Annotated in this window: 21 protein-coding genes and 1 tRNA gene; 11 read left to right on the forward strand and 11 right to left on the reverse strand. The window is 68.6% G+C overall.

Annotated features, from left to right (window positions below; all coding sequences use genetic code 11):
• The first annotated feature begins 14 nt into the window (after positions 1-14).
• The 7 genes from ACQCX5_RS03045 to ACQCX5_RS03075 are packed head-to-tail and all read left to right on the forward strand — an operon-like array spanning position 15 to position 7143.
• Entirely contained in the window at positions 15-1280 is a 1266-nt protein-coding gene (locus tag ACQCX5_RS03045) for an ABC transporter substrate-binding protein (RefSeq protein WP_434540500.1), read from the forward strand.
• On the forward strand, positions 1277-2200 hold the full coding sequence (locus ACQCX5_RS03050; RefSeq protein ID WP_434540501.1) for a carbohydrate ABC transporter permease: 924 nt from the start codon (positions 1277-1279) through the stop codon (positions 2198-2200). Before ACQCX5_RS03045 ends, ACQCX5_RS03050 begins: the two co-directional genes overlap by 4 nt.
• A complete protein-coding gene (locus tag ACQCX5_RS03055) occupies positions 2187-3038 on the forward strand; it encodes a carbohydrate ABC transporter permease (RefSeq protein ID WP_434540502.1) in 852 nt (283 codons plus the stop codon). The genes ACQCX5_RS03050 and ACQCX5_RS03055 overlap by 14 nt, the downstream gene beginning before the upstream one ends.
• Before the next feature lie 10 nt (positions 3039-3048).
• Positions 3049-4359, forward strand: coding sequence for a Gfo/Idh/MocA family protein (locus ACQCX5_RS03060; protein WP_434540503.1), 1311 nt, complete (start codon positions 3049-3051; stop codon positions 4357-4359).
• Entirely contained in the window at positions 4356-5387 is a 1032-nt protein-coding gene (locus ACQCX5_RS03065) for a LacI family DNA-binding transcriptional regulator (protein ID WP_434540504.1), read from the forward strand. The genes ACQCX5_RS03060 and ACQCX5_RS03065 overlap by 4 nt, the downstream gene beginning before the upstream one ends.
• Entirely contained in the window at positions 5384-6130 is a 747-nt protein-coding gene (locus tag ACQCX5_RS03070; protein WP_434540505.1) for a 6-phosphogluconolactonase, read from the forward strand. The genes ACQCX5_RS03065 and ACQCX5_RS03070 overlap by 4 nt, the downstream gene beginning before the upstream one ends.
• Positions 6127-7143 (forward strand): N-acetylglucosamine-6-phosphate deacetylase, encoded by a 1017-nt coding sequence (locus ACQCX5_RS03075; RefSeq protein ID WP_434540506.1) that lies wholly within the window; start codon positions 6127-6129, stop codon positions 7141-7143. The genes ACQCX5_RS03070 and ACQCX5_RS03075 overlap by 4 nt, the downstream gene beginning before the upstream one ends.
• A gap of 7 nt (positions 7144-7150) precedes the next feature.
• On the opposite strand, the gene ACQCX5_RS03080 is transcribed toward ACQCX5_RS03075, so the two are convergent.
• Genes ACQCX5_RS03080 through ACQCX5_RS03090 form a run of 3 tightly spaced genes read right to left on the reverse strand, consistent with a single transcriptional unit; the run spans position 7151 to position 11948 of the window.
• Positions 7151-9088, reverse strand: coding sequence for a hypothetical protein (locus ACQCX5_RS03080; protein ID WP_434540507.1), 1938 nt, complete (start codon positions 9086-9088; stop codon positions 7151-7153).
• Between the two features lie 12 nt (positions 9089-9100).
• Entirely contained in the window at positions 9101-9970 is an 870-nt protein-coding gene (locus tag ACQCX5_RS03085; protein WP_434540508.1) for a hypothetical protein, read from the reverse strand.
• A gap of 1 nt (position 9971) precedes the next feature.
• Positions 9972-11948 carry an AAA family ATPase gene (locus tag ACQCX5_RS03090; protein ID WP_434540509.1) on the reverse strand — a complete coding sequence of 659 codons (1977 nt, stop codon included), beginning with the start codon at positions 11946-11948 and terminating at the stop codon, positions 9972-9974.
• 190 nt (positions 11949-12138) lie between these two features.
• Here ACQCX5_RS03090 and ACQCX5_RS03095 point away from each other — a divergent pair, with 190 nt between their 5' ends.
• Positions 12139-13629, forward strand: a complete 1491-nt coding sequence (locus ACQCX5_RS03095; RefSeq protein ID WP_434540510.1) for an FG-GAP-like repeat-containing protein — start codon at positions 12139-12141, stop codon at positions 13627-13629.
• A 6-nt stretch (positions 13630-13635) separates the two neighbouring features.
• Here the strand turns inward: ACQCX5_RS03095 and otsB are convergent, their stop codons facing one another.
• Entirely contained in the window at positions 13636-14502 is an 867-nt protein-coding gene (otsB, locus tag ACQCX5_RS03100; protein WP_434540511.1) for a trehalose-phosphatase, read from the reverse strand.
• Positions 14503-14576: 74 nt separating this feature from the next.
• Here otsB and ACQCX5_RS03105 point away from each other — a divergent pair, with 74 nt between their 5' ends.
• Positions 14577-16001 carry an alpha,alpha-trehalose-phosphate synthase (UDP-forming) gene (locus ACQCX5_RS03105; protein WP_434540512.1) on the forward strand — a complete coding sequence of 475 codons (1425 nt, stop codon included), beginning with the start codon at positions 14577-14579 and terminating at the stop codon, positions 15999-16001.
• A gap of 79 nt (positions 16002-16080) precedes the next feature.
• Here the strand turns inward: ACQCX5_RS03105 and ACQCX5_RS03110 are convergent.
• The 5 genes from ACQCX5_RS03110 to dnaG form a co-directional block, all read right to left on the reverse strand.
• Positions 16081-16153, reverse strand: a tRNA-Asn gene (locus ACQCX5_RS03110).
• Positions 16154-16267: 114 nt separating this feature from the next.
• Entirely contained in the window at positions 16268-17827 is a 1560-nt protein-coding gene (locus ACQCX5_RS03115) for an FG-GAP repeat domain-containing protein (RefSeq protein WP_434540513.1), read from the reverse strand.
• 36 nt (positions 17828-17863) lie between these two features.
• Complete coding sequence (locus ACQCX5_RS03120; protein WP_434540514.1) at positions 17864-18403, reverse strand: hypothetical protein; 540 nt, start codon at positions 18401-18403, stop codon at positions 17864-17866.
• A gap of 17 nt (positions 18404-18420) precedes the next feature.
• On the reverse strand, positions 18421-19080 hold the full coding sequence (locus ACQCX5_RS03125) for a sigma-70 family RNA polymerase sigma factor (RefSeq protein ID WP_434540515.1): 660 nt from the start codon (positions 19078-19080) through the stop codon (positions 18421-18423).
• A gap of 111 nt (positions 19081-19191) precedes the next feature.
• Positions 19192-21063 carry a DNA primase gene (gene dnaG, locus ACQCX5_RS03130; RefSeq protein ID WP_434540516.1) on the reverse strand — a complete coding sequence of 624 codons (1872 nt, stop codon included), beginning with the start codon at positions 21061-21063 and terminating at the stop codon, positions 19192-19194.
• Between the two features lie 19 nt (positions 21064-21082).
• Here dnaG and ACQCX5_RS03135 point away from each other — a divergent pair, with 19 nt between their 5' ends.
• Positions 21083-21859 (forward strand): ABC transporter permease, encoded by a 777-nt coding sequence (locus ACQCX5_RS03135; RefSeq protein WP_434540517.1) that lies wholly within the window; start codon positions 21083-21085, stop codon positions 21857-21859.
• A 19-nt stretch (positions 21860-21878) separates the two neighbouring features.
• Here the strand turns inward: ACQCX5_RS03135 and ACQCX5_RS03140 are convergent, their stop codons facing one another.
• Positions 21879-22919, reverse strand: coding sequence for an HD domain-containing protein (locus ACQCX5_RS03140; protein ID WP_434540720.1), 1041 nt, complete (start codon positions 22917-22919; stop codon positions 21879-21881).
• Between the two features lie 204 nt (positions 22920-23123).
• Between ACQCX5_RS03140 and ACQCX5_RS03145 the strand changes: the two genes are divergently transcribed.
• Positions 23124-23831 (forward strand): hypothetical protein, encoded by a 708-nt coding sequence (locus ACQCX5_RS03145; RefSeq protein WP_434540518.1) that lies wholly within the window; start codon positions 23124-23126, stop codon positions 23829-23831.
• 338 nt (positions 23832-24169) lie between these two features.
• Here the strand turns inward: ACQCX5_RS03145 and polA are convergent, their stop codons facing one another.
• Positions 24170-26881, reverse strand: coding sequence for a DNA polymerase I (polA, locus tag ACQCX5_RS03150; protein WP_434540519.1), 2712 nt, complete (start codon positions 26879-26881; stop codon positions 24170-24172).
• Positions 26882-26888: the final 7 nt, after the last annotated feature.

Consider the following 26888-nt stretch of genomic DNA (forward strand, 5'->3'; position numbering starts at 1 on the left):
AGGTTGGGATCAACATGACCACACGCAGGACGTTCCTCATGACCGCCGGGGCCCTGGCCACCGCTGCGGTCGTCGCCGGCTGCTCACAGACCGCTTCGTCGGGCAACACGCTGCGCTTCACCTGGTGGGGCAACGCCGGCCGCGCCGAGCGCACCGAGAAGGCTTTGGCCGAGTTCAAGAAGGCGAACTCCGGCCTCGACATCCAGACCGAGTTCATGGACTGGACCCAGTACTGGGACAAGCTGAGCACCCAGGTCGCCGGGGGCAACCCGCCCGACCTGCTGCAGATGTCCGAGGCCTACCAGGGCCAGTACGTCAAGAGCTCGTCACTGCACGATCTGCGCGCCCTCATCGATGAGAAGTCCATCGACCTGACGTCGATGGCCAAGGGCAGCCTGCCCGACAGCGGCCCCGTCACCGCCGTGCCGTGGACGGTGAACATGCGCAGCGTCCTGGCCTCGAAGGCCGGCCTCGAGAAGGCTGGCGTTGACCCCGCGATCGACCTGACCGGCATGTCGTGGCAGACCTATGGCGACTTCCTGTCCGACGTCACCGACAAGGCAGGCATCCCCGCCTCGGTCGACCCCGGCATGTCCATCGAGAACTTCGAGACCTGGCTGCACCAGCAGGGCAAGTCGCTGTACGGCGAGAAGGCTGCCGGGTTCAGCGCGGACGACCTCATCGCGTTCTGGGACCTGACCCTGGCCTGGTCGAACGCGAAAATTGTCACCGACCCGTCCACCACTTCGAAGATGGCCAATGGCGGCACCGAGCTGGCCGCGCTGGTGACCAAGGCCGCGGTGCTCGACTACCGCTGGTCGTCCGAGGCCGTGATCTTCGCAGGTCTCGGTGTCGATGACATCACCCTGCTCGCCCCACCCAACGAGAAGGGCCACCCCGGGCGCTTCCAGCACGCCGCGATGCTGCTCAGCGTGAGCGCCAAGGCGAAGGACCCGAAGAAGGCTGCTGAGCTGCTGGCCTTCCTGATCACCGCGCCCGAGTCCGCCGCGCAGATCGGCATGGAACGCGGCGCACCCGCCAGCACCACTGCCGCCGCAGCCATCAACTCGTCCCTCAAGCCGGTCGAGCAGGCCGTGCTCGCCTACCACAAGGCCGCCGAGGGCGCCCTGCACCCGGTGCCACGCATCGTGCCGCCGGGTGGCGGCGAAATGCTGACCACGTTCACGCGCCTCTACGAATCGGTCGTCTTCAAGCGCGCCGACAAGGCGGCCGCTGCCGACGAGTTCACCACCAAGGTGAGCGCCCTGGCCGGCGCATGACGACAACCGTGACCCGCCCCGGGCCCCGCCACGGCGGCATGGCCCAGCAGCAGCGCCGCGCTGCGCTGCTGCTGTTGTCACCGTGGCTGCTGGGGGTGGTCGGCATCACCCTGCTGCCCATCCTGGCTTCGCTCGCGCTGTCCTTCACCGACTACCCACTGCTGTCGAGCCCCACCTTCGTGGGCCTGGACAACTTCAGCACCCTGCTCTTTGAGGACGAACGCTTTCGCCAGTCGCTGGTGGTCACCGGCATCTACACCTTCGTGTCAGTGCCGCTGCAGTTGCTCTTCGCGCTGGTGCTGGCGGTCTTCCTCAACCGCGGCATCCGGGGGCTGTCGGTCTATCGTGCCCTGTTCTACCTGCCGTCACTGCTGGGCGGTTCGGTCGCCATTGCCATCCTGTGGCGGCAGGTGTTCGGGCTCGATGGCATGGTCAACAAGGTGCTCGCCCAGGTGGGCGTGGCCGGCCCCGACTGGCTGGCCGACCCCCGCTATTCACTGTGGACGCTCATCGCCCTGAACGTGTGGATGTTCGGCTCACCGATGGTGATCTTCCTGGCTGCGCTGCGCCAGATCCCGGCCGAGCTGTACGAGGCCGCCGAGGTCGACGGTGCCTCGAAGGCGCGGCGGTTCTTCACCATCACGCTGCCGCTGCTGACCCCGATCGTGTTCTTCAACATGGTGCTGCAGTTCATCCACGCCTTCCAGGCCTTCACCCCCGCGTTCATCGTCAGCAGCGGCAAGGGTGGCCCCGCCGATTCCACGCTGCTCTATTCGCTCTACCTCTACCAGGAAGGCTTCGGCAACCTGCGGATGGGTTATGCCTCGGCCATGGCCTGGATCCTGCTGCTCATCACCGCCCTGTTCACCGCAGTGAACTTCGGCCTGGCCCGATTGTGGGTGTTCAATGCCGACGACTAGGCACTTCGCCCTGCGCACCGTCGAGGTGCTCTTCAAGCATTCCTTGCTGATTGCCGCCCTGGTCATCATGCTCTACCCGTTGGGTTGGCTGTTCACCAGTTCACTGCTGCCCACCGACAAGATCTTCGGTGGGGGGCCGCTCGCCTGGTCCGACCTGTCCCTGGACAACTACCTCAACGGCTGGAACCAACTGACCTACCCGTTCGGTCGCTACCTGCTGAACTCGGTGCTGCTGGCCACCCTTGCCATCATCGGCAATGTGCTGGCCTGTTCAGCGGCTGCCTACTGCTTCGCCCGGCTCGAGTTCCCGTTCAGGCGGGTGCTGTTCGCGCTGATGCTCGGCATGCTGATGGTGCCGATCCACGTGACCCTGGTGCCGCAGTACGTGTTGTTCTCGAAGCTCGGCTGGGTCGACACCTACCTGCCACTCATCATCCCGAAGTTCCTGGCAGTCGACTCGTTCTTCGTGTTCCTGATGTACCAGTTCATCCGCGGGCTGCCGCGTGAACTCGACCAGGCCGCCTATGTCGACGGGGCTGGGCCGGTGCGCACGTTCGTCCACCTGGTGGTGCCGCTGCTCAAGCCGGCGATCGCCACGACCGCCACGTTCACGTTCATCTGGACCTGGAATGACTTCCTTGCCCAGCTGATCTACATCTCCAGCCCCGACCTGACCACCGTGCCGCTGGCCCTGCGCCAGTTCATGGATTCGACGGGCGGCTCATCCTGGGGCGAACTGCTCGCCATGTCGGGCCTGTCGCTGGTGCCACTGCTCGTCTTCTTCATCTTCATGCAGCGATACCTGGTCGAAGGCATCGCCACTTCCGGTCTGAAATAAGGAAATGCCCATGACCTCGCACGACCCCCGCCCCACCCTCGTCATCCTCGGCTGCGGCAACCGGGGCGGCAATGCCTATGCCCGCTGGTGCGCCGACCATCCCGAACGGGTGCGTGTGACCGCCATTGCCGAGCACGACCCGCGCTACCGCGACCAGGTGCGCGACCTGCTGGGTCTGGACGAGAGCCAGTGCTACACCTCGGCCGAGGACCTGCTGGCCCAGCCGCGGCTGGCTGATGGCCTGGTGCTCTCGCTCACCGAAAACATGCGGCTCGAGCCGATGCGCGCGGCGCTGGAACGTGGTTACGCCGTGCTGTGCGAGAAGCCGCTGGCACGCAGCCGCGACGAACTCGCCGAGATCGATGCCCTGGTGCGCGCCCAGGATCGCCCGGTGCTGACCTGCCATGTGCTGCGCCACCAGCCGTTCTTCCGCGAAGTGCAGCGCATTGTTGCCAGCCGCGCGCTCGGCCGCGTGGTGCACATCCAGCACAACGAGAACATGGGCTACTGGCACTTCACCCATTCCTATGTGCGTGGGGTGTTCCGCAATTCCGCCAAGGCGGGCCCCATCATCCTGGCCAAGACCTCGCATGACCTCGACATCCTGTCGTGGTTGGCCGACTCCCCCGCCGAGCGGGTGAGTTCGCAGGGCGAGCTCACCCATTTCCGACCGGAACGAGCACCTGTGGGTGCGGCGCTGCGCTGCATGGACGGCTGTGCACTTTTCAATTCCTGCCCCCACAACGCCGTGCAGCTCTACGTCGAAGAACTCGGCGAGGCAAGCGGGTGGCCCGTGTCGATGGTCGAACCCCGCCAGGATCGCGAGGCCAGGCGCCGCGCCATCGCCGAGGGCCCCTACGGCCGCTGCGTCTACCACTGCGACAACACCCAGCCCGACCACCAGACCACGTCAGTGCGTTTCGAGAACGGCATCACGGCCGTGCTCACCGCCAGCGCCTTCACGGGCGAGGACACCCGCACCGTCCGCATCTTCGGCACCGACGCAGAACTGCTCGGCCACATGGAATCGGGCCGCATCGAGGTGCGCCGGTTCGCCGGCGCCGATGGTGATGGGGTGCGCCCCTTCGGCCTCGGCGCCAGTGAGGTGATCCACGTCGACACCGGGGACGGCCATGAAATGGGAGACACCGGCCTGGTCGACTCGTTCGTGCGGGTGCTGGCCGGCGAAGAGGACGACCCCGTCACCGCGTGGTCGCGTTCCACTGACAGTCACTGGATGGCCTTCGCTGCCGAGGAATCACGGGCACACTCATCTGCATGGGTCAATGTCGACCATGTGCGTGGCAGGAGGCACGAATGACCAGCAAACCGACCATCTATTCACTCGCCGAGGAATTGGGGGTGCACCCGGCTACCGTCTCGCGTGCGTTCAGCCGCCCCGAACTGGTCAGCGCCGAGCTGCGCACCAAGGTGCTCGCGCTCGCCGAGCAGCGCGGGTTCCGGGTCAATGTGGCCGCACGCCAGTTGGTGACCGGGCGCAGCGGGCTGCTCGGGCTGCTGGTGCCCGACATCGAGAACATGTACTTCACCACGCTGTTCCATTCGATGTCGCGGCTGGGTGCCGCCATGGGGTTGTCGGTGGTGGTCACCGACTGGCGCTTCATGGAGACCCAGCAGGCCGAGATCTTCGACCGTGTGCTCGGCGTCGTCGACGCCCTCGTCGTCGCCGCCCCCCGCGATGACGTGATGACCTACATGGCGCGTCGCCGCAAAGAGGTGCCACTGGTCTTCATCAACCGGCTGATCCCGGGCGCCTCGTGCGTCGTCGTCGACAACCGGGAGGCGCTGTGGCAACTCGGCGACGAGATGCTCGCGCAGGGCCATCACGCCATCGCGGCTGTCGCCGGCCCCACCGACTCGTGGGCCGCCGCCCAGCGCATCAACGACGTCGAGTCGTGGGCGCGCGCCCGCAATGTCGAATTGACAGTACTCGGTCACTGTGAGCCGTCCATCCACGGCGGCATCGCCATGGCCGGGGCCGTCGAACAGTCGGGGGCGACCGCCGTCTTCTGCTTCGACGACCTGATGGCGTCGGGGCTGATCAAGGGCCTGCAGACCCGTGGCATCCGCACGCCCGAGGACATCAGTGTGGTCGGCTGCGACGACGCGTCGGTGGCGCTGGTGACCTCGCCCAGCCTGACCACGGTGCGCGCCCCCTATGACGAGCTCGCCGAGCAGGTGATGGGCGCGGTGACCGGCCTGCTCAAGTCACCCGAGGCCACCCGGCAGGTCTCGATCGACGGGGTGCCGATCCTGCGGGAATCGCTCGGCCCCGCACCGCATGCCGGGCCCAGGACATCCACGAAGAAAGCGGGGACCACCCGATGAAGACCCAGATCGCACCCGACGCCGGCGCCGCTGGTGCGGCCGCGGGCCGAGCCGCCGTTGAGGTGCTGCGGCGAGTGATCGGCGAGCGTGGCCATGCCCGCGTCATCTTCGCCTCGGCGCCGTCCCAAGAGGGGATGTTGGCGACGCTGCGGGCGTCCGACCTGGATTTCTCGGCCATCACAGCGCTGCACATGGACGAATATCTCGGCATCAGCCCCGACCATCCGGCCGGGTTCGGTCGCTGGCTCGCCGACCGCCTCGACCCTGCAGTCGCCCTGCACCGGCTCGATTCGTTGGCCGAGCCCGACGCAGAGGTCGCCCGCTACACCGGCCTGATCGCCGACGGCCCCGTCGACCTGGCCCTGGTCGGCATCGGGGTCAACGGCCATATCGCCTTCAATGAACCCCATGACCCCGCCAGGCCCGACGAGCTGGTGCGTGAGGTCGACCTGACCCTGGCGTCTCGCGAACAACAGGTGGACGACGGCTGCTTCGCGACCCTGGCCGAGGTTCCGCGCAGCGCGCTGTCGTTGACGCCCGCAGCCCTGATGGCGGCCCACCAGGTGATCTGCACAGTGTTGGGACGACGCAAGGCCGCGGCCGTGAAGGACGCCCTGACGGGTCCCGTGGGGCCGGCCTGCCCGGCATCAATCCTGCAGACACATGACAACGTGCTGACGGTGCTGGACACCGAAGCCGCGGCACAGCTCGGGATGACACAGCTCGAGGGGTCCCGGCGGTGAACACCCTGCCCCGTCACCTGCCCGGTCTGGTCGACCTGCAGGTGAACGGCTACCGCGGCCTCGACGTCAACGACCCCGATGTCACCCCCGCCACAATCACCGCCCTGGCACACGAACTCTGGCAGGTCGGCACCACCCGTTGGTTGCCAACGATCGTGACGGCCGGCATGGCCCAGATTGAGCGCACCCTGGCGGCCGTGCACGCGGCAAGGGAAGCGGATGCGCTCGTACGCGACAGCATCATCGGGGTGCACCTCGAGGGGCCGTGGATCTCGCCGCGGCCCGAACCCCGCGGCGCCCACGACCCGCGCTGGATCCGTCCGCCGGACCCGGCCGAGGTGGGTGCGGTGCTCGAGGCGGGCCGCGGCCTCATCAGGATCGTCACGCTTGCCCCCGAGGTGCCCGGCGCCGACGAGGCGATCGCAGCGCTGGTCGACCGTGGCGTTCTGGTCTCGCTGGGCCACAGCGACGGCGCACCCGACGACTTCGCCCGTGCACAACGGCTCGGCGCGACGCTCTCGACCCACTTGGGCAACGGCTGCGCAGCCATGCTGCCGCGGCAACCCAACCTGCTGTGGACCCAGCTGGACCTGCCGCTGACCCCGGGTCTCATCACCGACGGACACCACTGCAGCCCCGACTTCGTGCGGGTGGCGTTCGCCGCCAAGGGGCCGCGGGCATTCATCGTGAGCGATGCGGCAGCCCTGGCCGGCAGCCCGCCCGGGGTGTACGACACCCCGGTGGGTGGCCAGGTCGAGGTGACCCCGGACGGCGCGCTGCGGCTGCCGGGCACCACCCGGCTCGCGGGGTCGGGCAGTTGCCTGCTCGACTGCGTCCGGACGGCCGTCGGCTGGGGCCTGCCCGTCGACCAGGTCATCGAGCGGGCCTCGCGCACCCCGCTCACGCTCGTTGCCGAGCCGGGCACCATCGAGTCCTGGGGCGGCGACAGTGTCGAACTGGACGAGCATGGCACCGTGACGGGGACGGTGATTGCCGGCACGCGGGTCTTCTGAGCGCCGCTCAGGGCCGCCGCTGCATCGCCGCCCGCCCCGCCGCGGTCCCATCCCCCGGCACCAGCCGCAACTGTGGCCGCGGCGTCGGGGCCCCGGCCCCCATGGCATCGTCGCCGGCCCAGTCCTGCGCGAGCCCGACCAGTGCACCCGTCCGCTCGTTGACCACCGCGCGCGCTGCCCCGGACGGCGGCGCATAACTCGGCAGCGGCCCCGAGGCGCCCGGCCCCGCCAGCTGGGCATAGGGCACACCACCGGACGTGTCGTCCGCATAACCGGAACGGAATTTCTCGAGCCACACCCCCAGCCCTGCGGTCGAGGTGCGGAAGCGAATCCAGCGATGGTTGGTCCAGCCCTCACCGGTGAACGTGTCGACCAGTTTCTGCGCCCCGTACTTGCCACGCAGGGACAGCGCCTGCACCACCTCTGCTGGCATGTTGAGGTTCATGCCGCCCTCGGTCGCGTCGTTGAACACCGTGACGATGCGGTCGCGGTAGCCGGGCATGACCAGTTGCTCACCATCAACCCAGTCGCGCGCCGTGTGGAACATCAACAGGAAGAACCCGACCCATGCGGCCGGGCCCTTCGCCTCGAGCGGGAACCATGGCCGCAGCGCGCCACCCTGGTTCGACGTGGGCAGGTGACTGTTCTGCCGCTGGTCATCACTCTTGGCCATGCCGGGCGGGAAACCACCCAGGTTGAACGCGAACGTCGGCCGTTTCGGCAGTGGGGTATCGAAGAAGTGCACGGGCAGGTTCGCGCACAGCCCACCGTCGGTGAACCACACCGGGTCGAAGCGCGGTGCGGGCAACTGGGACGCCGCCTGCGCGGTACTGCCCATCGGGTTGTCGCGGCGCCAGTCGGGCAGCAGGTCACGCGCCTCGCGGTTGTCCGGCTGATTGTAGTCGACCGCCATCAGCCGCACGGGCTGGATCAGCACCGGGAAGCTCAGCGACATCCGCGTCGCCACCACCACCGGCAGGTCGGCTGCCGCTGGCCACGGCACCAGCGGCGCTGCCTGGTCGCGCAGCACCTGGGCGTCAAAGGCCGCCGCCTTGCCACTGGGCAGGGGCGCCGGGTGCGACACCATCCAGTCCACGACATCCGCGGGGAACAGCCGCCGGAAGTACCGCGGGTCGAAGAAGAATTCCCGCGACGCCCACGGCATTGTCATCGGCTGGTGGCGCATCAGGTTGGTGGTCATCATCTGCAGGGTGATGCCCGCCGCATCCAGGTCGCCGAACGTCAACGGGTCGGCACCCGGGCCGCGACCGGCCAACGAAGCGATCTTGGCGTGCAACCACGGCGTCAACGCGGGTGCATTGCCCGAGTCGACCCCCGGCATGCCCGTGCACATGCCCAGGTCGTCGGTGGCGATCGCGCCGAACCGCTGGACGACGGCGTAGGCCAGGCCAGCCACCAGCCCGATCAGCGCCAGCAGCAGGCCCGCGATGATGCCGGCCAGGAGTGCAGGACCACTGCCCAGCGCGCTGACGACGATGATCACCAGTCCGGGCAGGGCCCCGAGCAGCACCGGCACCCAGAACGCCGCCAGCAGGTGCACCAGCACCGCCCGCACCAGCCCGCCACCCGTGCGCCCGTCGATGGCACCCAACAGCCCGAACAGCGGTGCGGCGGTCTTCGTGGGCTGGAAGAACGTGGCGAGGGTGGAACGGCCGTCGGGCCCCTGGCGGGTCAGGTCGGCGGGCATGCGGTCGAGTTCTTCGAAGCCGCCACCCAGGTGTCGTCCGAGTTCGGCGGCGGCTGCCGCAGCGGCCGCGATGGCCCCGGCTGACGCGCCGCCCACCTGGCGCAAGCGGTAGGTGCGGGCCAGCTCGGCGACCGCCTGGGGGTAGACCACACCACTGGTGATGCCACCCTTCATGACGATGTCGCATTCAAGCCGGGGCGACGTGTAGGCCGATGGGTTGCTCGTGGCATTGCTCATGGCATTGTTCCTTCATCGAGGTGTTGCGGTGAACAATCGACGCTGGTAGGCAGCGACCACCTGACGGCACATGACGGAATATGGCGCGAAATCGGCGACGAACGGCTGTACATCGCGCAGTCTGCGTTCGAACTGGGCCACGAACCGCTCGTCATCGGGGTGGCGTGTCACATTCTCGAATGCCTCGACGACCGATTCGAGGTGGGCAAGCAGTTCGACCAGCCGCTCGCGACGGTTGGCCACCAACCGGGAGCGCCGCAGCGCGCACACCTCGATGGTGGCTGTCCCCATCGGGCTGGGCTCGTCGTCGATGATGGCCGGCTCGACCCAGCCGTCGCCGAAGTCGCCCTTGTCCCACCGGAAGACCAGGTGCTTCTCGGGTTCGTCGAAGTACGGGTGCAGCAGCAGCCGGGCCTCGTGCACCTCGTCGCCCTCGACCTTCGCCCGGGTCGACTCGTCGGCGAGCGGGAAGGCGTTGGCCTTGCCGACCACCCGCGGGTCCTTCTCGCCGGGGATCTTCTGGCCGCGGGCGCTGTTGCAGTCGGTGCATGAGGGCAACAGGTTCGTCCACTGACTGGCGAGCCAGTGGTAACCGGGTGGGGTGCGCACCTTGTTGATGGTCACCTCACCCTTGGGACGAAAATGCTCAATGGCCACCGGCTGTGTGGCGGCATAGACGCTTTCGCAATAGGCGCACTTGCCGCCAAAAACGGCCTCGAGCCTGTCGCGGACGTCCTCGTTCTTGTACGCCTGGAACTTCTTGCCATCAAACTTCGCCCGGCCGTCCCAGTGCGCATAGAAGTCGCTGACGAGCCGGCGTTCGCGCTGCGTCCTGTCATCGCTGAGGCTGGGTGGTTCCGGCGGGATCGCCACATGACGCATGTCACACCTCGCCCGGCAGGTGCTTGGCCCACAGCTTCGCCAGCTTGTCGGTGACGTCGGAGGGGGGCGCGGCCACCGTGTCGCCGGTTTCACGGCGCTGGGCGATGTACTGGCTCGCCGCAGTGAGCACGAGCCGTTCCCGCTCGGTGGCACCCAGTTGCTGCAGTTCACCGAGTCTCTGCTCTGCGCGGGCCAGCTCGGCGCGGTCCGCAGCGGTGCGCTGCTTGCGTGCCTGCAGCCGGTAGTAGGCCTCCCACAGCTCGTCGACCTCGGGATCGTCGGTAGCTCCCAGACCGAAGTGTTCCGAGGTGAGCAACTGGTCGATGCGCATGCCGCTCACGGGCGGCAGGTCGGTGATGGTGATGACGTCGCCGTCGGTGTTGCGGCGCACCACCACCACTTCGCCGTCCCGCACGCCGCGCAGGCACAACGGTTCGTGGGTGGTGACGATGAACTGCACCCGGGGCATCAGCCTGCGCAACGCGCCCACGACGCGCAGGCGCCAGCGTGGGTGCAGGTGGGCGCCCACCTCGTCGATGAGCACGATGCCCTCGGCGAGCGCCGGCGCAGTCCAGCTCAGCAGCACGCTGCGCAGGATGTCGCAGGACATCACCACCATCGACTGGTAGCCGTCGCTCAGCGTGGTCAGGTCGGCATCATCCTTGCCGGCGCGCAGCACGACCTTGCCGCGGCGGCGCACCAGCCGGGAATCCCGGTCGAGCGCCAGCAGGTCGTGGATGCCGGCGGCGACGTCGCCGAAGGTGTCGTCATCGAGCGAGAGCAGCCACGACGTCGGGTCGGTGAGCGGGCGCAGCGGGTCGAAGAGCGAGTCGACCCGCACCCTGCGGGTGTCGGTGGCGGGGCTGGCGCCCAGGCGCGGCAGCAGCCGGGTGGCGCCGTAGCCGAGCAGCAGGGCCGGTACCTGCTGCGGGCCCCTGAACATGTCATCGCCCGAACCCCAGACCAGCTCGAGGGGGTCGCTACGCCCCTGCAGCCAGACCTGCACCAGCCCTTTGCGGGCGCGGTGGCGCAGGTACTTGCGCGCGTCGATGCCCAGTTCGCGGCGGGCCTCGCCACCCATCATGGTGAGTGCGATGGCGTGCAGGATGGAGCTCTTGCCCGACCCGTTCTCACCGAGCAGCACCGTCCATGGCCCCTCGTCGCTGGTCGAGCGCGACAGGTCGAGTGCGATGTCGCGGATGGGGCGGAAGTTCTTGATGACGATGCGCTCGATCCAGGCGGTGGTCGCGTAGTAGCCCTGTTCGCCGGGCTCGGCACCCGCGGTGGGTGGCATGGACGGGCCGACCATCTGGAGCAGCTGCGGCACGAGGCCCGACGGCTGCGCATACTGGCGGCGCAGCGTGCGGAAGTCTGCGCCCGGGGCGGACTTGCTGCTGCGGATGCCCTCGATGACGCCACGCCGTGCCCTGACCAGCGCGTCGCGGTTGAGCGCGAACTGGTCAATTGTCAGTGTGCCGCGGGATGCCAGCGCGGTCACGGTGCCGTCGACCTCGAAGCGCAGGAATGTCGCCGGGTCGTCCGTGAGGGGGTCGACCAGCAGCGCTTCCTCGTCGTCGACCGGCTGCCCCTGTGGTGCACGCGCGCCGTCCACCGGGAACCTGCTGCCCCGCGAACGCACGCAGTCAGCGCAGGCCGGGTACAGGTTCGTCCATTCGTAACTGAGCCAGTGGTAGGCGTCGAGGTCGACGCTGCCGTCGAGTCCCACCGCACCCCAGGCCGGACGGTGGTGGGCGACGACCAGCGAGTCCGGGCCCGACTCGGGGAGCGCCCGCTCGCAGTAGGCGCAGCAACCATCGGTCATCCGGGCCAGCGCGCGGACGACATCGGGGTGGCCCAGCACGGGGTCGAGCGCCGGGGCGCGGGTACGAGATGCCCTGGCCCAGGCCTGGTTGAGGGCGGTCTGGAGCTCATCGGCGACCGCGGCCAGCACGGTCGGTGGATCAGGTCGGCGCCACATGGTCATCACCCTTGTCGGCACGGCTGTTGGGCACCAGTCTCGCGGTGCTGCTGTCGCAAGGGAAGAGAATCACAACAATGTTGTGATACAGCCGTCCAGCCCCTGCCATCGACCCCATAACACTCTTACCATTCGAGTAGAGATCCCCTCCGGCACACCGCCGGCGGCGCTACTCGACATGGAGGTCGAGATGTCCGGCATCACCAGGCGCCTGCTCAGCGCCCTCACCGCACTGGCTGTGGCGACGGGGCTCGGTGTCGTCACCGCATTGTCGTCACCCACGCTGGCCCAGGGCGCCTATGACATGCGCCGTGGCCCCAACAACACCAGCCGCGTCACCCTCACGTTCGACGACTGCCCCACCTCGCTCAGCGCCTTCCGCAACACGGTGCTGGCGGCCGAGTCGCTGGACATCGGGCTGGCCCTGTTCCCGACCGGTGACTGCATCTCGGCCGGGCGATTCGACGCCGCCTACGCCCGGGCCCACGGCCACTACGTGTTCAACCACTCCATCAGCCACCCCAACCTCACCACGCTGTCCTATGCGGGCGTGGTGCGCGAACTCGGGGCCCCCGGTGTGGTCACGAGCTACGGTCGTCCGCCCTACGGGGCCTACAACTCGACGGTGCTCAACGCCTATGCCGCGGTCGGCATGCAGCCGTGGCTGTGGAACATCGATACCAACGACTGGCAGGGCAAGTCGCAGTCAAGCGTGGTCAGCTATGTCATCAACAACGCCTATGCCGGCTCGTCGGTGTTGATGCACATGCAGTGGAACGCCTTCAACTCCTCGGCGCTCAGCCAGATGAAGTCGGGGCTGGCCGCCCGTGGCCTCGGCGTCTGCCGCAACTACCCGGGGACGACGCCGGTGCGTCCTTCGACGATGGACTGCAACGCCGCCGGCGCCACCCCGCCACCGCCGCCAGCCAGGGTCTTCGGTGACGAAAACGGCGACGGGCGAGCCGATGTGCTCGCCGTGGGCCCGGCCAGTTGGCTGCTGCTCTACAACACCACGAGCACCCTGAAGCTGGGCAGTGCCCAGGTGGTCGGCCAGGGCTGGGGTTCGATGGACTGGATGTCGCGCACCCCCGACCTCAACAAGGATGGCCGCCACGACCTCGTCGCCCGGCGCACCGACGGCGCGCTGTTCTACTACCCGGGTCGCGGTGGCGGCCACTGGGGAACCGCGGTGCAGATCGGGTCGTCCTGGCAGGCGGACTCGTTGTTGACGGTGCTGCCCGATGTCACCGGTGACGGATTCCCCGAGCTGGTGGCCGTCGATGCGGCGGGCCGGCTGCAGTCGTACAGGTTGACGGCGACCGGCATGGCCCACCAGGCGACACTCGGCACCGGTTGGGGCGGCATCCGCATCCTGACCACTGTCGGCAACTCGTCGGGCGGCAGCAATGCCGACCTGTTGGCCGTCGCCCAGGATGGACGCCTGATCAGCTACACCCTGGGCACCGGCGGGGCCATCACGGGCTCGTTCCAGGTGGGTCGGGGGTGGACGACGTTCACCGCCGCGTTCTCACCGGGCGACCTCAACGGTGACGGACGGCGTGACCTGGTCGGACGACGGGGCGACGGCAACCTGTACGCCTACCGGCACCTCGGCGGCGGGCAGTTCAGCTCGGCGACGCTGATCGGCACCGGCTGGGCCGGCATCCGCATGTTCGGCTGAACCTGCTCAGCGCCCGCGACGGGCCTCGATGGCGTCGGCGACCGCGTTCAACCACTCGGCCACGCCCCCGGGGCCCGCGCACACCACATCGGCGTGCTGCTCGACGACGGGCTGTTCGCCGGCGGACGACGAGGCCACCGCCGCCACCTGCAGGCCGTCAGCCGCGGCCAGCTCGTGCAGACGGTCGAAGGCGGTGATGTCGGCCAGGTCGTCGCCGATCATGATGGCGACCCGGCTGTTGTGCGCGGTCAGCAGCGCGTCGAGCGCCTGCGCCTTGGTGCCGGGGGTGGCGCGCAGTTCCCAGACCATCCGGCCGGGCTCGACGTGCAGGCCCAGGTCGTCGGCGATGGCCGCGACGGGTTCCCGCAGCCGGGCCAGCAGGCCGTCCGGGTCGTGGGTCTGGCGGGTGTGCACGCCAAGGGCGCGACCTTTGTCCTCAAGGCCTACACCGGTGACGTCGATGCCTTCGGCGCCAAGTTGCTCGAGCAGGTCGGCGACACGCTGTTCGGCCTGCCCGATCTGTGGTGGCAGCGGCGGCCGGGTGACCTCACCCGTGGCAGCGTCCCACGTCTCGACGCCGTACTGGGCCTTCACGACCAGCCGCTCGAGGCCCGGGGTGTCGTCGAGGCGGCCCAATTCGCGCACCGAGTCCAGTCCCCGGCCGGTCACCAGCGCCGCCTGCCCGACAAGACCGGCCACCCGGGCGAACGCCGCCAGCGCCGCCGGGTCGATGTGGGCGGCACCCGGATCGTCCACGATCGGGGCGAGCGTGCCGTCAAAGTCGCTGGCAACCAGGGTGCCGTCGGGGTCGTTCGCGATGGACTCGATGATGTCTCCGCCACGCGCTGAGGTGGCCTGCCACGATGCGCTCATGCACCCCACCCTAGACACCCTCCAGCCCCGGGAAACCGATTGTCGATAGGGTGGCGGTGTCGAAAGGAGCACCGATGCCCGCCGAGACCTCCCCCGATACCCGCGCCACGTTCGTGGTGGTGGCCAACCGACTGCCCGTGGACCGGGCCGTCGATGACGATGGCAACACCACCTGGCGCACCTCGCCCGGTGGCCTGGTGACCGCGCTGGAACCGGTGATGCGCAAGCACGGCGGCGCCTGGGTGGGGTGGCATGGCGCCCCCGACGAGGTCGTCGAGGAGTTCGACCACGACGGCTACCACATCGTGCCGGTACCGCTGTCGAAGGCCGAGGTCGAGGAGTACTACGAGGGGTTCTCGAATGCCACGCTGTGGCCGCTCTACCATGACTCGGTGGCCTTCCCCGAGTTCCACCGCGAGTGGTGGGACGCCTACCAGCAGGTCAACCGCCGCTTCGCGCAGCTGGCCGCCGATGTCGCCGCCGAGGGCGCGACGGTGTGGGTGCAGGACTACCAACTGCAGCTGGTGCCCGAGATGCTGCGCGACCTGCGGCCGGACCTGAAAATTGGGTTCTTCCTGCACATCCCGTTCCCGCCCGTCGAACTGTTCCTGCAACTGCCGTGGCGTCGTCAGATCCTCGAAGGGTTGCTGGGTGCAGACCTCGTCGGCTTCCAGACCGTCGGCGGGGCCCGCAACTTCTTGCAGCTGGTCAAGACCCACACCCCGCTGCCGGTCACCAAGGATTCCGTGGAGATGCCGGACGGGCGCCATTCGATCGCCCGGGCGTTCCCCATTTCGATCGACACCCAGGGCTACCGGGACCTCGCCAACACCCCCGAGGTGATTGCGCATGCCGAGCAGTTGCTGGACGACCTGGGGCACCCGGAAGTGATCTACCTGGGTGTGGACCGGCTCGACTACACCAAGGGGCTGCGCCAGAAGTTCCGGGCATTCGGTGAACTGTTCGAGTCAGGTGAGCTCGACCCGACGAAGGTCGCGTTCATCCAGGTGGCGACGCCGTCACGCGAACGGGTGGACGAATACCGCAAGCTGCGTGACGACATCGACCTGCTGGTGGGGCGCATCAATTCCCACACTGCCGACCTGGTGCGCGCACCGATCGTCTATCGCCACGCGAGCTATTCGCGGGCGACACTGGCGGCGATGTACCGCATCGCCGACGTGATGGTGGTCACCCCGCTGCGCGACGGCATGAACCTGGTGGCCAAGGAATACATCGCCTGCCATGCCGACGACGACGGGGCGCTGGTGCTGAGCGAGTTCGCCGGTGCGGCGCGCGAGCTGAAGCAGGCCTACATGGTCAACCCCTATGACCTGAACGGGCTGAAGCAGACGCTGGTCAAGGCAGGCTTTGACTCACCGGCCGAGAAGCGCCGGCGCATGAAGGCGCTGCGCCGCCAGGTCGGCACCCACACCATCGACCGCTGGGCCGACTCGTTCCTGACGACGCTGGCACAGGTGCCCGGGCCGGTGCACTGAGATCAGCCTCGGCAACACCCCTGACAACGACAAACGCCCCTTCCGGAGGATTCCCGGAAGGGGCGCTTGGTCTGCTCTGCTCCCCCGGCTGGACTCGAACCAGCAACCGTTCGATTAACAGTCGAATGCTCTGCCAATTGAGCTACAGGGGATCGCACCGTGGTGCTTGGCTGCTCCCGGCACCGCCGGGCGCGAGACCATACGTTAGCAGAGGTCGCGCCCGGGGTGCCAATCGAGCCGTCGGTGGCCGGTTCAGTGGCCGGGGATCAGGTGAACAGGCGAACGCCGTTCCAGCCCGAGCCGATCTGCTTGGCCGCGCCGAAGCTGCCGTTGCCCTGGTTCTTGTAGAAGAACAGCAGGCCGTCCGAGCGGCGCCCGACGAGGTCGCGGGTGCCGTCGCCGTCCATGTCGCCGGGTGAGAAAGCAGCGGTCATGCCGGTCCAGCCACGGCCGACCTGGGCCGACGAGAACACCTGGCCGTTGCGGTTCAGTGCGTAGCGGTACAGGTTGCCGTTGGTGCCGATGGCCGTGATGTCGGCGATGCCGTCGCGGGTCAGGTCGCCCAGTGAAATCACGCGGCTGATGCCGTCCCAGCCGGTGCCCACCTGGTTGACGTAGGCGGCGCCCGACAAGGTCACGCGGTAGCGCAGCAGGCGGCCGTCCTTCGTGCGGGCCAGCATCTCGGGCGCCTTGTCGCCGTTGATGTCGGGCAGGATCGTCAGCTGGTCAAGGCCCGTCCAGCCCGACCCGACCTTGATGGCGCTGCCGTAGGCACCGAAGTCGGTGCCCTTGTACAGCCACAGCGTGCCGTCGTTGCGGCGGGCGAGCATCTCTGAACGGCCGTTGCCGTCCATGTCGGGCAGCGTCGAGACCCAGGTCATCGAGCCCCAGCCGGAGCCGATGTTGAACCCCTCGGACAGGGTGGGACCGCTGCGGGTGATGTAGGTGCGCATCACCCCGTAGGAATCGACGGCGAGGATGTCGGCCTTGCGGTCACCGTCCTGGTCGCCCCAGACACCCGATGGCGGCAGGTAGACGGCGAGCCTCGACGTCGAGACCGCGATGCCCTTGGTCAGGTTGAACAGGCGCAGCTGGTAGACACCGGTGCCGACACTGGAGGGCTTGGCCCAGCGCAGCGTGGCGAGGCCGGACGTGTCGACGACACCATTGGTGGTGCTGCCGCCCGAACGGGCATCGACCCACCGGCCACCGGCATAGATCTGCATGGTGAACTGGTGGCCGGTAATGCCGGCGCGCAGGTTCGTCAGGTAGTACCGGGAATCACCCGTGCCGTAGCCATTGCTGGCGTAGACCTGTGCACGGGCCGAGCGCAGTTCGAAGGAGGGCGCGATCGAGCCCGAGCCGAGGATGCCGGTGCCGCTGCGCCACTGGGTCGCCGTGAAGTCCGAGGCCTGCACCAGGAACTTGTTGCTGCCACCGGTGCTCGGTGCGGTCAGCGCCTGGGTCGGCGCATCGAAGTTGGCACGGCCAGTGGCGTCGGTGGTCACGCTGAACGCGGGGCCGATGGCCTTGACACCGCTGGGCTTGCCGGCCGGGTCCCATTGCACCTCAAAGGCGCGCAGCGAGACGACGATGTTCGGACGCATGCGGACCACACCGGCGATGGTCTGGCCCTCGTTGCGCCCCGTGGACTGGGTGATGGTGATGGTGCAGGCAGTGTTCAGCTGCAGCCCGCTGCAGTACGAAGCCGTCTTGGGCGAGACTGCGGCCTGGGCGTTGGTGGCACCCAGCATGAGCGAGCCGGCAGCGACGGCGCCGGCGACCGCCAGCAGACCGACCCGGCGCAGGGTTTGATTGATCTTCACGGGCGTGACTCTAGGGACCGAGGGGGTCGCCGGGACTCACTGTTCGTAATCGGATTTCAGTTGGGCAGTCTTGAGCGTCACGTATTCCGCGACATCGGGGTTGCTCAGCCGTGCCGCGCCCATCGTGGTCACCTGCCAGACAAGACCGGAGGTCTGGTTGGCGAGCTGGCGTCGTCCGGCGATGACCACATGCCCACCGCCGGGGGCCGGGAAGACCTGCTCGACCACGATCGATGCCTGCACCCGGTCGCGAAACACCGGAGGTACCGAACCCGCCTGGGTCAGCACGACCGAACCGGAGCTCTGGTCGACGAACGTCCAGCGCAGGCGCCCCGTCTCACGGTCCCAGCCGCCGCGCGAGATCAGGTGCCAGCCGATGAACTCCCAGCGCTGCTGGTCGGCCGTGGGGTGCGGACGATGAATGGCCAGGCACTCCTGGGTCGCGACCACCACCACCCCATCCGTGCCGGCACCGACAGCCAGCACCCGTCCGGCTTCGGGGCGTCCGCGGCGCAGCTCTGCCGCCAACTGCTCGTCAAGGGGGACACGGGATGAGAAGGGGTTGGACCATCGCATGCCCCTATTCTCGCCCCTCAGGCTGCCGGCGGGTGACGCAGGTAGGCCTCGCGGGCCCTTGCGCTGGCCCGGGCGCTCACCCGGCGGATGCTGGACACTGTCAGGCCGAGCTCGGCACCGATCGCCGCCAGGGTGCGACCCTGCGCCCGCGCCAGCAGCACCCGGCGCTCGAGGGTGGTCAGCCCTGCCAGCACGCCGTGCAGGTCGCCCCCGTCGGCGTTGTGGGCAAGCTGCTGCTGCCCGGATTCATCGATGGGGTCGACCGGGCCCCGGGTGCGCTTCTCCCAGCCGGTCTGCTGGCGCATCCTCGCCGCCATGCCGTGCCGCAGCCAGTGCCAGGCATGCGTCGAGAGCCGAAGACCCCGGGTGTAGTCGTAGCGCATCAGGGCCTCGGCCAGCGCCACCCAGCCCTCCTGCACCAGGTCATCCATCAGCGCTGGGTCACCTCGGGAATAGCGACGGGCCACCATCTTGACCATGCCGGCGTTGGCGAGCCACAACCGCTGCCAGGCCTCGCGGCCCTCGTCGACCACGGCTTGCAGGTCGGCTTCGTGGTACCGCACTCCCCCGGACGACGCACCGGTGTGCAGCAGGTGCTGGGCGAACAGGCCCACCTCGACCGTGCGTGCCAGCCGCCATTCCGTGTGCGCATCGAGCGGCGCTTCAGTGATCTGCATGGGGCCAGCTTCACCGCCAGCGAGGTCGTCCCGGACGGCCCTGTGGACGACACACCGCGGAAGCGACGGACAACACCAACTTGTCCACAGGCTGCTGTCCGGCCCGGCAGGTCAGGCCAGCGCCTGCAGGTGCTTGCGCCGGGATTCGAGGCTGAGCAGTTCGGCGAACATTCGCCGGTGTTCGGTGCCCTGTTCGATGGGGTTGGTGCGCTGCAGCCGCGACTTCAGGTCGTTGATCTGGCGGGTGATCGCCAGCAGCACCAGGCGCGCCGAGTAGCTCATCGCGTACTCCTCATCCGGGGGCACGGGCAACGGCTCGACCAGCAGTTCGACCACCAGCGCCGAGACCTGGTCGTCGTCGATGCGGTCCAGCAGTTCGTCGGTCCAGCGTTCCCCCGAGTACGGCGCCCGGGTGACGGCCTCGGCGATCATGCGGTAGGCCGGCTGGGTGAAATGGTCGGCGACCACCCCGTTCCATGCGTCGTCGAACAGCAGCGGATGCGCCAGCATGAGCTTCAGCGTGCCCCGCTCGACCTCGAGCGCGCGGTCGTCGGCGCGAGGCATCGGCACGGCGCTCACCAGTGCTGGCGTGCCCGGGTCGTCCGTCGGCGGTTCGGCGTCGTGCCGCGGGTGCGTGGGCTGCGGCGTCGTCCCCTGCCGGCGGGCGGCACGGGCCAGTTCGCGGCGCACCTCGTCGAGGTCGATGCCGATCATGGTCGACAGCTCGCGGGCATAGCCGTTGACCAGCGACGCGTCACGGATGCTGCTGACCAGCGGTGCCGCCGCCCGCAGCGCAGCGAGGCGACCGTCGGCCCGGTCGAGGTCGAACCCGCTGATCGTGTTGGACATGACGAACCGGTACAGCGGCACGCGCCGAGCGACCAGTTCACGCACGGCCGCATCGCCGTGCTCGATGCGCAGGTCGCACGGGTCGAGGCCATGGGGTTCGACGGCCACATAGGTCTGGGCAATGAAGTTGCGGTCGCCGTTGAACACCTTGAGCGCGGCCTTCTGCCCGGCGGCGTCGCCGTCGAAGGTGAAGACCACCTCGCCGTTGAAGGCGTCGTTGTTGCCCATCAGCCGCTGCAGCAGCCGCCCGTGGTCATCACCGAAGGCCGTGCCACAGGACGCCACCGCCGTGTCGACGCCGGCCAGGTGGGCGGCCATCACGTCGGTGTAGCCCTCGACGACCACGGCCTGGTGCTTCTTGCCGATGTTCTGCCGGGCCAGGTCGAGGCCGTACAGCACATGCGACTTCTTGTAGACGGGGGTCTCGGGGGTGTTGATGTACTTGGCCGGGATCCGGTCGTCCTCGAACAACCGCCTGCCGCCGAACCCGAGTGTGGACGAGCCGGAGTCGCGGATCGGCCACAGCAACCGGCCGCGGAAGAAGTCCCAGCCGCCCTCACGCACCAGCCCGGCGGCGATGAGCACCTGGTCACTGAAGCCCAACCCGTTGAGGTGGTGGCGCAGGTCGCGGCCCCCGCGGGGGGCGTAGCCGACGCCGAAGTGCGCGGCCGCGTCGCGGTCGAACCCGCGGCCGTCGAGGAACTGCCGCGCCGTGAGCGCGTCCGGGCTGGTCAACTGTGCCGCGAAGAACTCGGACGCCGCCGCGTTGGCCTCGAGGATGCGCACGCGCTGCCCCGGCGGCAGCCCCGGTCGGCCCACGCCGCCGTCCTCGACGATGCGCAATTGCACGCCTGTCCTGTCGGCCAGGAACTGGACGGCCTCGGTGAAGGTGAGGTTGTTGATCTTCTGCACGAAGGTGATGGCGTCGCCGCCCTCGCCACAGCCGAAGCAGTGGTAGAAGCCGCGTGACGGGGTGACGTGGAAGCTCGGGGTCTTCTCGTCATGGAAGGGGCACAACCCCTTCAGTGAGCCGCCGCCCGCGTTGCGCAGCGCGACATGATCAGAGATGACCTCGTCGATGCGCACCCGTTCGCGGACCAGTGCGATGTCCTCGTCGTTGATGCGCCCAGCCATGGGATGAATGGTAGCCGCCATGCGACATGATGACCCTGTGAGTGTTGACCCGAGCTGGCAGTTGGCCGCAGCCCTGGTGGCCCTGGTTGCCCTGGCGGTGCTCGTGTCGTGGCGGGCCGGGTTCGGGCAGCAGCGCGGCATCATCGTCGCGGCGGTGCGGGCGGCCCTGCAACTGGCGCTCGTCTCGGGCATCATTGTCGCGGCCATCGCCCAGGTGTGGTCGTCGCTGCTGTTCGTGGCGCTGATGTTCACGATCGGCGTCTACACGACGTGCAAGCGCACCGACGTGCGCGGCTCGTGGCCCTGGGCGGCGCTGGCGATGGCGGCGGGCATCGTGCCGGTGCTGGCCATCATCTTCGGACTACGGGTGGCACCGTTCGAGGGGGTCTCGATCATCCCGATCGCGGGCATCATCACCGGCAACATGATGAGCGCGCACACGCTGACCGGACGACGGCTGTTCCCGGCGCTGCGCGACAACATCGGCACCTATGAGGCCGGGCTCTCGATCGGGCTCATGCGGCGCGACGCGATCAGCCTGGTCACCTCGCGGCAGGTGGCCGAGGCGCTGGTGCCCACCATCGACAACACCCGGACGGTCGGGCTGGTGACACTGCCCGGCGCGTTCATCGGCGTGCTGTTGGGCGGCGGGTCACCGCTGCAGGCCGGCGCGGCGCAGTTGTTGGTGCTGGTCGGGATCATGACCGGTCAGGTGCTCACGGTGGCGACGGCACACGAGTTGATCCTGCGCGCGAAGTTGTTGCCGGCGGACCTGAAGCAACGGCTGCGGCCCTGAGCCAGCCGCCGCGTCGCGGTCAGCGTCCGATGCCGCGCGGCAGTCGGGCCGTGTCCCAACCCATCAGGTCGGTCGCCTGGTCGAAGGCGTAGCGGTCGGTCATGCCGCCGACATACGTGACGGCCAGTCGCACCGGTTCGTCGCCCTCCCGGTAGTCGGCGGGCATGTCGTCAGGGTGCTCGGCATAGTGCTCGACCAGGGCGCGCAGCACCTCGACCACCGCCTTCGACTGGGCCAACGACTCAGGACGGGTGTAGATGCGCTCGTAGTTGAACGCCCGCAGCGCGGCCAGGGCACCGGCGGTGTCGGGGTCCATGCCGACCTGCCCCGTCTCGCACGTCGTGTGCACCACGGCCCGGATGAACGCCGACAACTGGCTGCGCCGTGTCGTGCCCACCACCTCGGCGATCCCGCGCGGCACATCCTGCTCGCGGACGATCCCCGCGTGGATCGCGTCTTCGAGGTCATGGGCGCAGTAGGCGATCCGGTCAGACCACGAGCAGATCTCGCCCTCGATGGTGCCCGGCGCCGGACGGGACCACGAGTGGTTGCGGATGCCGTCCAGGGTCTCGGCGCACAGGTTCAGCCCACGCAGCACCACATCGGCCCCCCACGGGCCGTGGTCATACCCCTCGGGCAGGTACAGGTCGAAGGCGTCCTCCGAGGCATGTCCCCCGGGCCCGTGGCCACAGTCGTGACCCAGCGCCATGGCATCGGCGAGCACATCGTTCGCGCCGATGCCGCGGGCGATCGAGGTGGCCACCTGCGCCACCTCGAGCGCATGCGTCAACCGGGTGCGCTGGTGGTCGCTGGGGAACACCACGACCTGGGTCTTGCCGGCCAGTCGGCGGAAAGCAGTCGAATGGACGATGCGGTCGTGGTCACGCTCGAAGCAGGTCCGCAGGGGGTCCGGGGCCTCTTCGACGGCCCTGTTGCCGGCGCCCCGCGACAGCGTGGCCCCCGGGCGCAGCAGCGCAGCCTCAGCCTCTTCGCGGCGTTCGCGCGTCCACGGTTGGTGGGTCTCGGCGAAGCGGGCATGGGTATCGGCGTGGGCCAGCACCTGCCGCTCGTCACCGTGGCCGTGGTGCGTGCGTGCCCACGCCTGTGCCCGCGGCAGCACGTCTGGCTGCTGGTCAGGTGCGACCGACACCGGTTACCTCCCGTGGCTGTGTGCGTTGGACGCCGACCACGCTAGCGCAGTGGCCTCGACGAATCAGGCGCCACCAGCGCCCCGTAGACTGGCAGCAACAATGAGAGGGACGCGATGAGCAACCAGGACAACCCGTGGGGCCGCAACAACAATTCATCCTGGGACGCAGGTGAGAACTCCAGCCCGTGGGAAGCCAACAACAACCCTGGCAACGCCGGCCAGGGCAATGTCGGCCAGGGCAATGGCAACTCATCGTGGGGCCAGCCCGCCCAGTCGTGGGAGCAGCCCGCCCAGTCATGGGAGCAGCCCGCCCAGTCATGGGACCAGCCCGCCCAGTCATGGGACCAGCAGTACCCGGGCCAGCCCCAGCAGCCCCAGGCCATGCAGTCCTACCCTGCCCATGGCGGCTACCAGCCCGCTGCGGGCGGGTACTACGCGATGGCCCCCGAGCAGCCGAGCACGCTGGGACGCACCGCGTTCATCCTGACCCTGCTGGCCCTGGTCATCTCGATGGTCATCAGCTACTTCTGCGGCCAGGCCTACGGCACCCTGTTCGAGGGCCTGGGCACCACCGACTTCGACCCGAACACGGTGCCGCCCGGCCTTGAGGACGAGGTCACCAGGGCCGGCCTGTTGGTGATGGCCCAGGGCCTGCCCACGATCCTGGGCATCACCGGGTTGATCATGGGCTTCGTCGCGCTGGGCAAGGCCACCGCCAGCAAGGCATTCGCCGGCTGGGCCATTGCCATCGGCTTCGCGGCACCGGTGATCAGCTTCATCTTCTGGATCGCGGTACTGATGCCCTACATCCCCATGCAGTGACGGCCTGCCGGGGCCTTCCCGGCCTCGGACGAGGCTGGGCGCGGGCAGTTCACCAGCAGGTGCTCGTCCACGAACCTGCACAAATGGCACCCGCGCCACGTCCGCCACCGGAACCGGCCGAACCGGCTGCACAAGTGACGCCCGTGCCACGTCCGCAGGATCCGGCCAGGTCACCCCAGCGCCCAGACCGGGCCAGATAAACCCACCCGCTGACGACTTTCTCGGGCACACCCCACCCGAACCCGGCGAAAAACTCGCACCAGCACGAGTTCTTCTGGTTCCCAGCCCCGGACGAAGCAGCAGCGCGGCGCGTTACCAGCAGTCGCCCGTCCAGAACCTCAGTGGGCCGCTTCGTGCCAGCTGTGCCCGACACCCGTCGAGACATCCAGCGGCACCTTCAGCTCGACCGCCGAGCCCATGGCCTCGCGCACCAGCGCCTCGACCTGCTGGGCCTCTCCCCGGGCCACCTCGAGCACCAGTTCGTCATGCACCTGCAGCAGCATCCGGCTGGCGAACCCGCCGGCACGCAGCCCGGCATCCAATTTGATCATCGCCATCTTGATGATGTCGGCGGCCGAACCCTGGATGGGCGCATTCAGCGCCATCCGCTCGGCCATCTCGCGGCGCTGGCGGTTCGATGAACCGAGGTCGGGCAGGTAGCGCCGCCGGCCCAGGATCGTCGCGGTGTAGCCCGACTTGCGGGCAGCACCGACCACGTTCTGCAGGTAGTCGCGCACCTCGCCGAACCGCTCGAAATAGCCTTCCATCAGCTCTTTGGCCTCGGCCACCGAGATGCCGAGCTGGTTCGACAGCCCGAACGCCGACAGGCCATAGGCCAGCCCGTAGTTCATCGCCTTGATCTTCGCCCGCTGCTCACCCGTCACCGCGCCGGGTTCGACGTGGAAGACCGTCGCCGCCATCTGCGTGTGGAAGTCGACCCCACTGCGGAATGCCTCGATCAACAGGTCGTCGTCCGACGCGTGCGCCATGATGCGCATCTCGATCTGGGAATAGTCGGCCGTCAGCAGCGACTCATGGCCGGGCCCCACGATGAACCCCTCACGAATACGACGTCCAGACTCGGTACGGATCGGGATGTTCTGCAGGTTCGGGTCGGTCGACGAGAGCCGTCCGGTGGCCGCGGTCACCTGCGAATACGTCGTGTGGATGCGACCGTCGTCCCCCACCGTCTTCAGCAGCCCGTCGACGGTCTGGCGCAGCCGGATCCAGTCACGGTGCGCCAGCAGGTGCGCCAGGAAGGGGTGCTCGGTCTTCGCGTACAGCCCCTCGAGCGCATCCGCGTCGGTCGTGTACCCCGACTTCGTCTTGCGGGTCTTCGGCATGTCGAGCTCGTCGAACAGCACCGTCTGCAGCTGCTTCGGCGAACCCAGGTTGATCTCGTGCCCGATGACCGCCCAGGCGTCGCCCTGGGCCGTCTCGACCTGGGCATCGAACTCCGCGCGCAACCCTTCGAACAGGCCGACGTCGACGGCGATGCCCTGCTGTTCCATCCGCGCCAGGATGCGCTGCAGGGGCAGTTCGACGTCGGTCATCAGCCGCGTCTGCTCAGTAGCGTCCAGCTCGGCCACCAGCGCCTGCGCCAGGTCGATCACGGCCCGCGCGCGCAGCATCGACGCCTCGGCCAGGGCCTCGTTGCTGCCCGGTTCGTCGAACAACGCTTCCTGGGGCTCGCCACCATCCTCGGACGAGTCCGCGCGCAGTTCACGCTTGAGGTGACGCAGCGCCAGGTCGCCAAGGTCATAGGTGCGCTGGTCAGGGCGGTACAGGTAGGCCGCCAGCAGCGTGTCGCACGTGACCCCGCGCAGGTCCCAGCCGCGGGCCCACACCGCCAGCAGCGGCCCCTTGGCGTCGTGCAGTGTCTTGGCCGCGGCCTCGTCCGCCAACCACCCGGCCAGGGCGCGGTCGTCCTCAGGGGTCAGCTCGGCGGTCGCGAACCACACCGCGGCACCATCGCTGGCGGCCAGCGCGATCGCCTCGATGTCACCCGTGCCGCCGCCCCACTGCCCGGTGACGTCGACACCGGTCAGCTCGCCGTGCCCGTGGGCGTCGAGCCAGGCCCCCAGCTCGCCGGGGCCGAGCAGCTCACCGGCCACGGCGAAGCCACCCTCGGCCTCAATCGGCGCGTTCGGCAACTGTTCGATCAAGCGGTCGCGCAGCACCCGGAACTCCAGCCCGTCGAACAGCGTGTGCACGGCCTCGCGGTCCCAGTCCTGCTTGGCGAGGTCGTCCAGTCCCACGTTCAGGTCGAGGTCGCGCACCAGTGCATTGAGCCTGCGGTTGCGCACGACATCGTCCAGGTGGGCGCGCAGGCTCTCACCGGCCTTGCCCTTGACCTGGTCGGCCCTGGCGATCAGGTTGTCGAGGCCGTCGAACTGGTCGAGCCACTTGGCGGCCGTCTTCGGTCCCACGCCGGGCACACCGGGCAGGTTGTCGCTGGTCTCACCGACCAGTGCGGCCAGTTCCGGGTAGCGCTGGGGAGCGACCAGATAGCGTTCCTCGACCTTCTCGGGCGTGAGCCGCGCCAGGTCCGAGACCCCCTTCAGCGGGTACAGCACCGTGACGTGGTCGTTCACCAATTGCATCGAATCGCGGTCGCCGGTGCAGATGAGCACGTCAACGTCGTCGCCCATACCGGTCGCCAGCGTGGCGATGACGTCGTCCGCCTCGAACCCGTCGACCTCGAGGTGGGTGATGTTCAGTGCATCAAGCACCTCTTTGATCAGCTGCACCTGGCCCTTGAACTCGTCCGGGCTCTTGGAGCGGTTGGCCTTGTACTCGGTGTACTCGGCCGTGCGGAACGTCTGGCGCGACACGTCGAATGCCACCGCCACGTGGGTCGGGGCCTCGTCGCGCAGCACGTTGATGAGCATCGAGGTGAAGCCGTAGACGGCGTTGGTGTGCTGCCCCGTGCTCGTCGAGAAGTTCTCGACGGGCAGGGCGAAGAATGCGCGGTAGGCCACCGAGTGACCGTCCACCAACAGCAGTCGGGGTCGTGCGGGGGCGTCGGTGGCAGCAGTCGTCGAAGTCACCCCACGA

Origin of the sequence: Aestuariimicrobium sp. G57 (assembly GCF_050110855.1) — a bacterium.
Classification (GTDB): Bacteria; Actinomycetota; Actinomycetes; order Propionibacteriales; family Propionibacteriaceae; genus Aestuariimicrobium.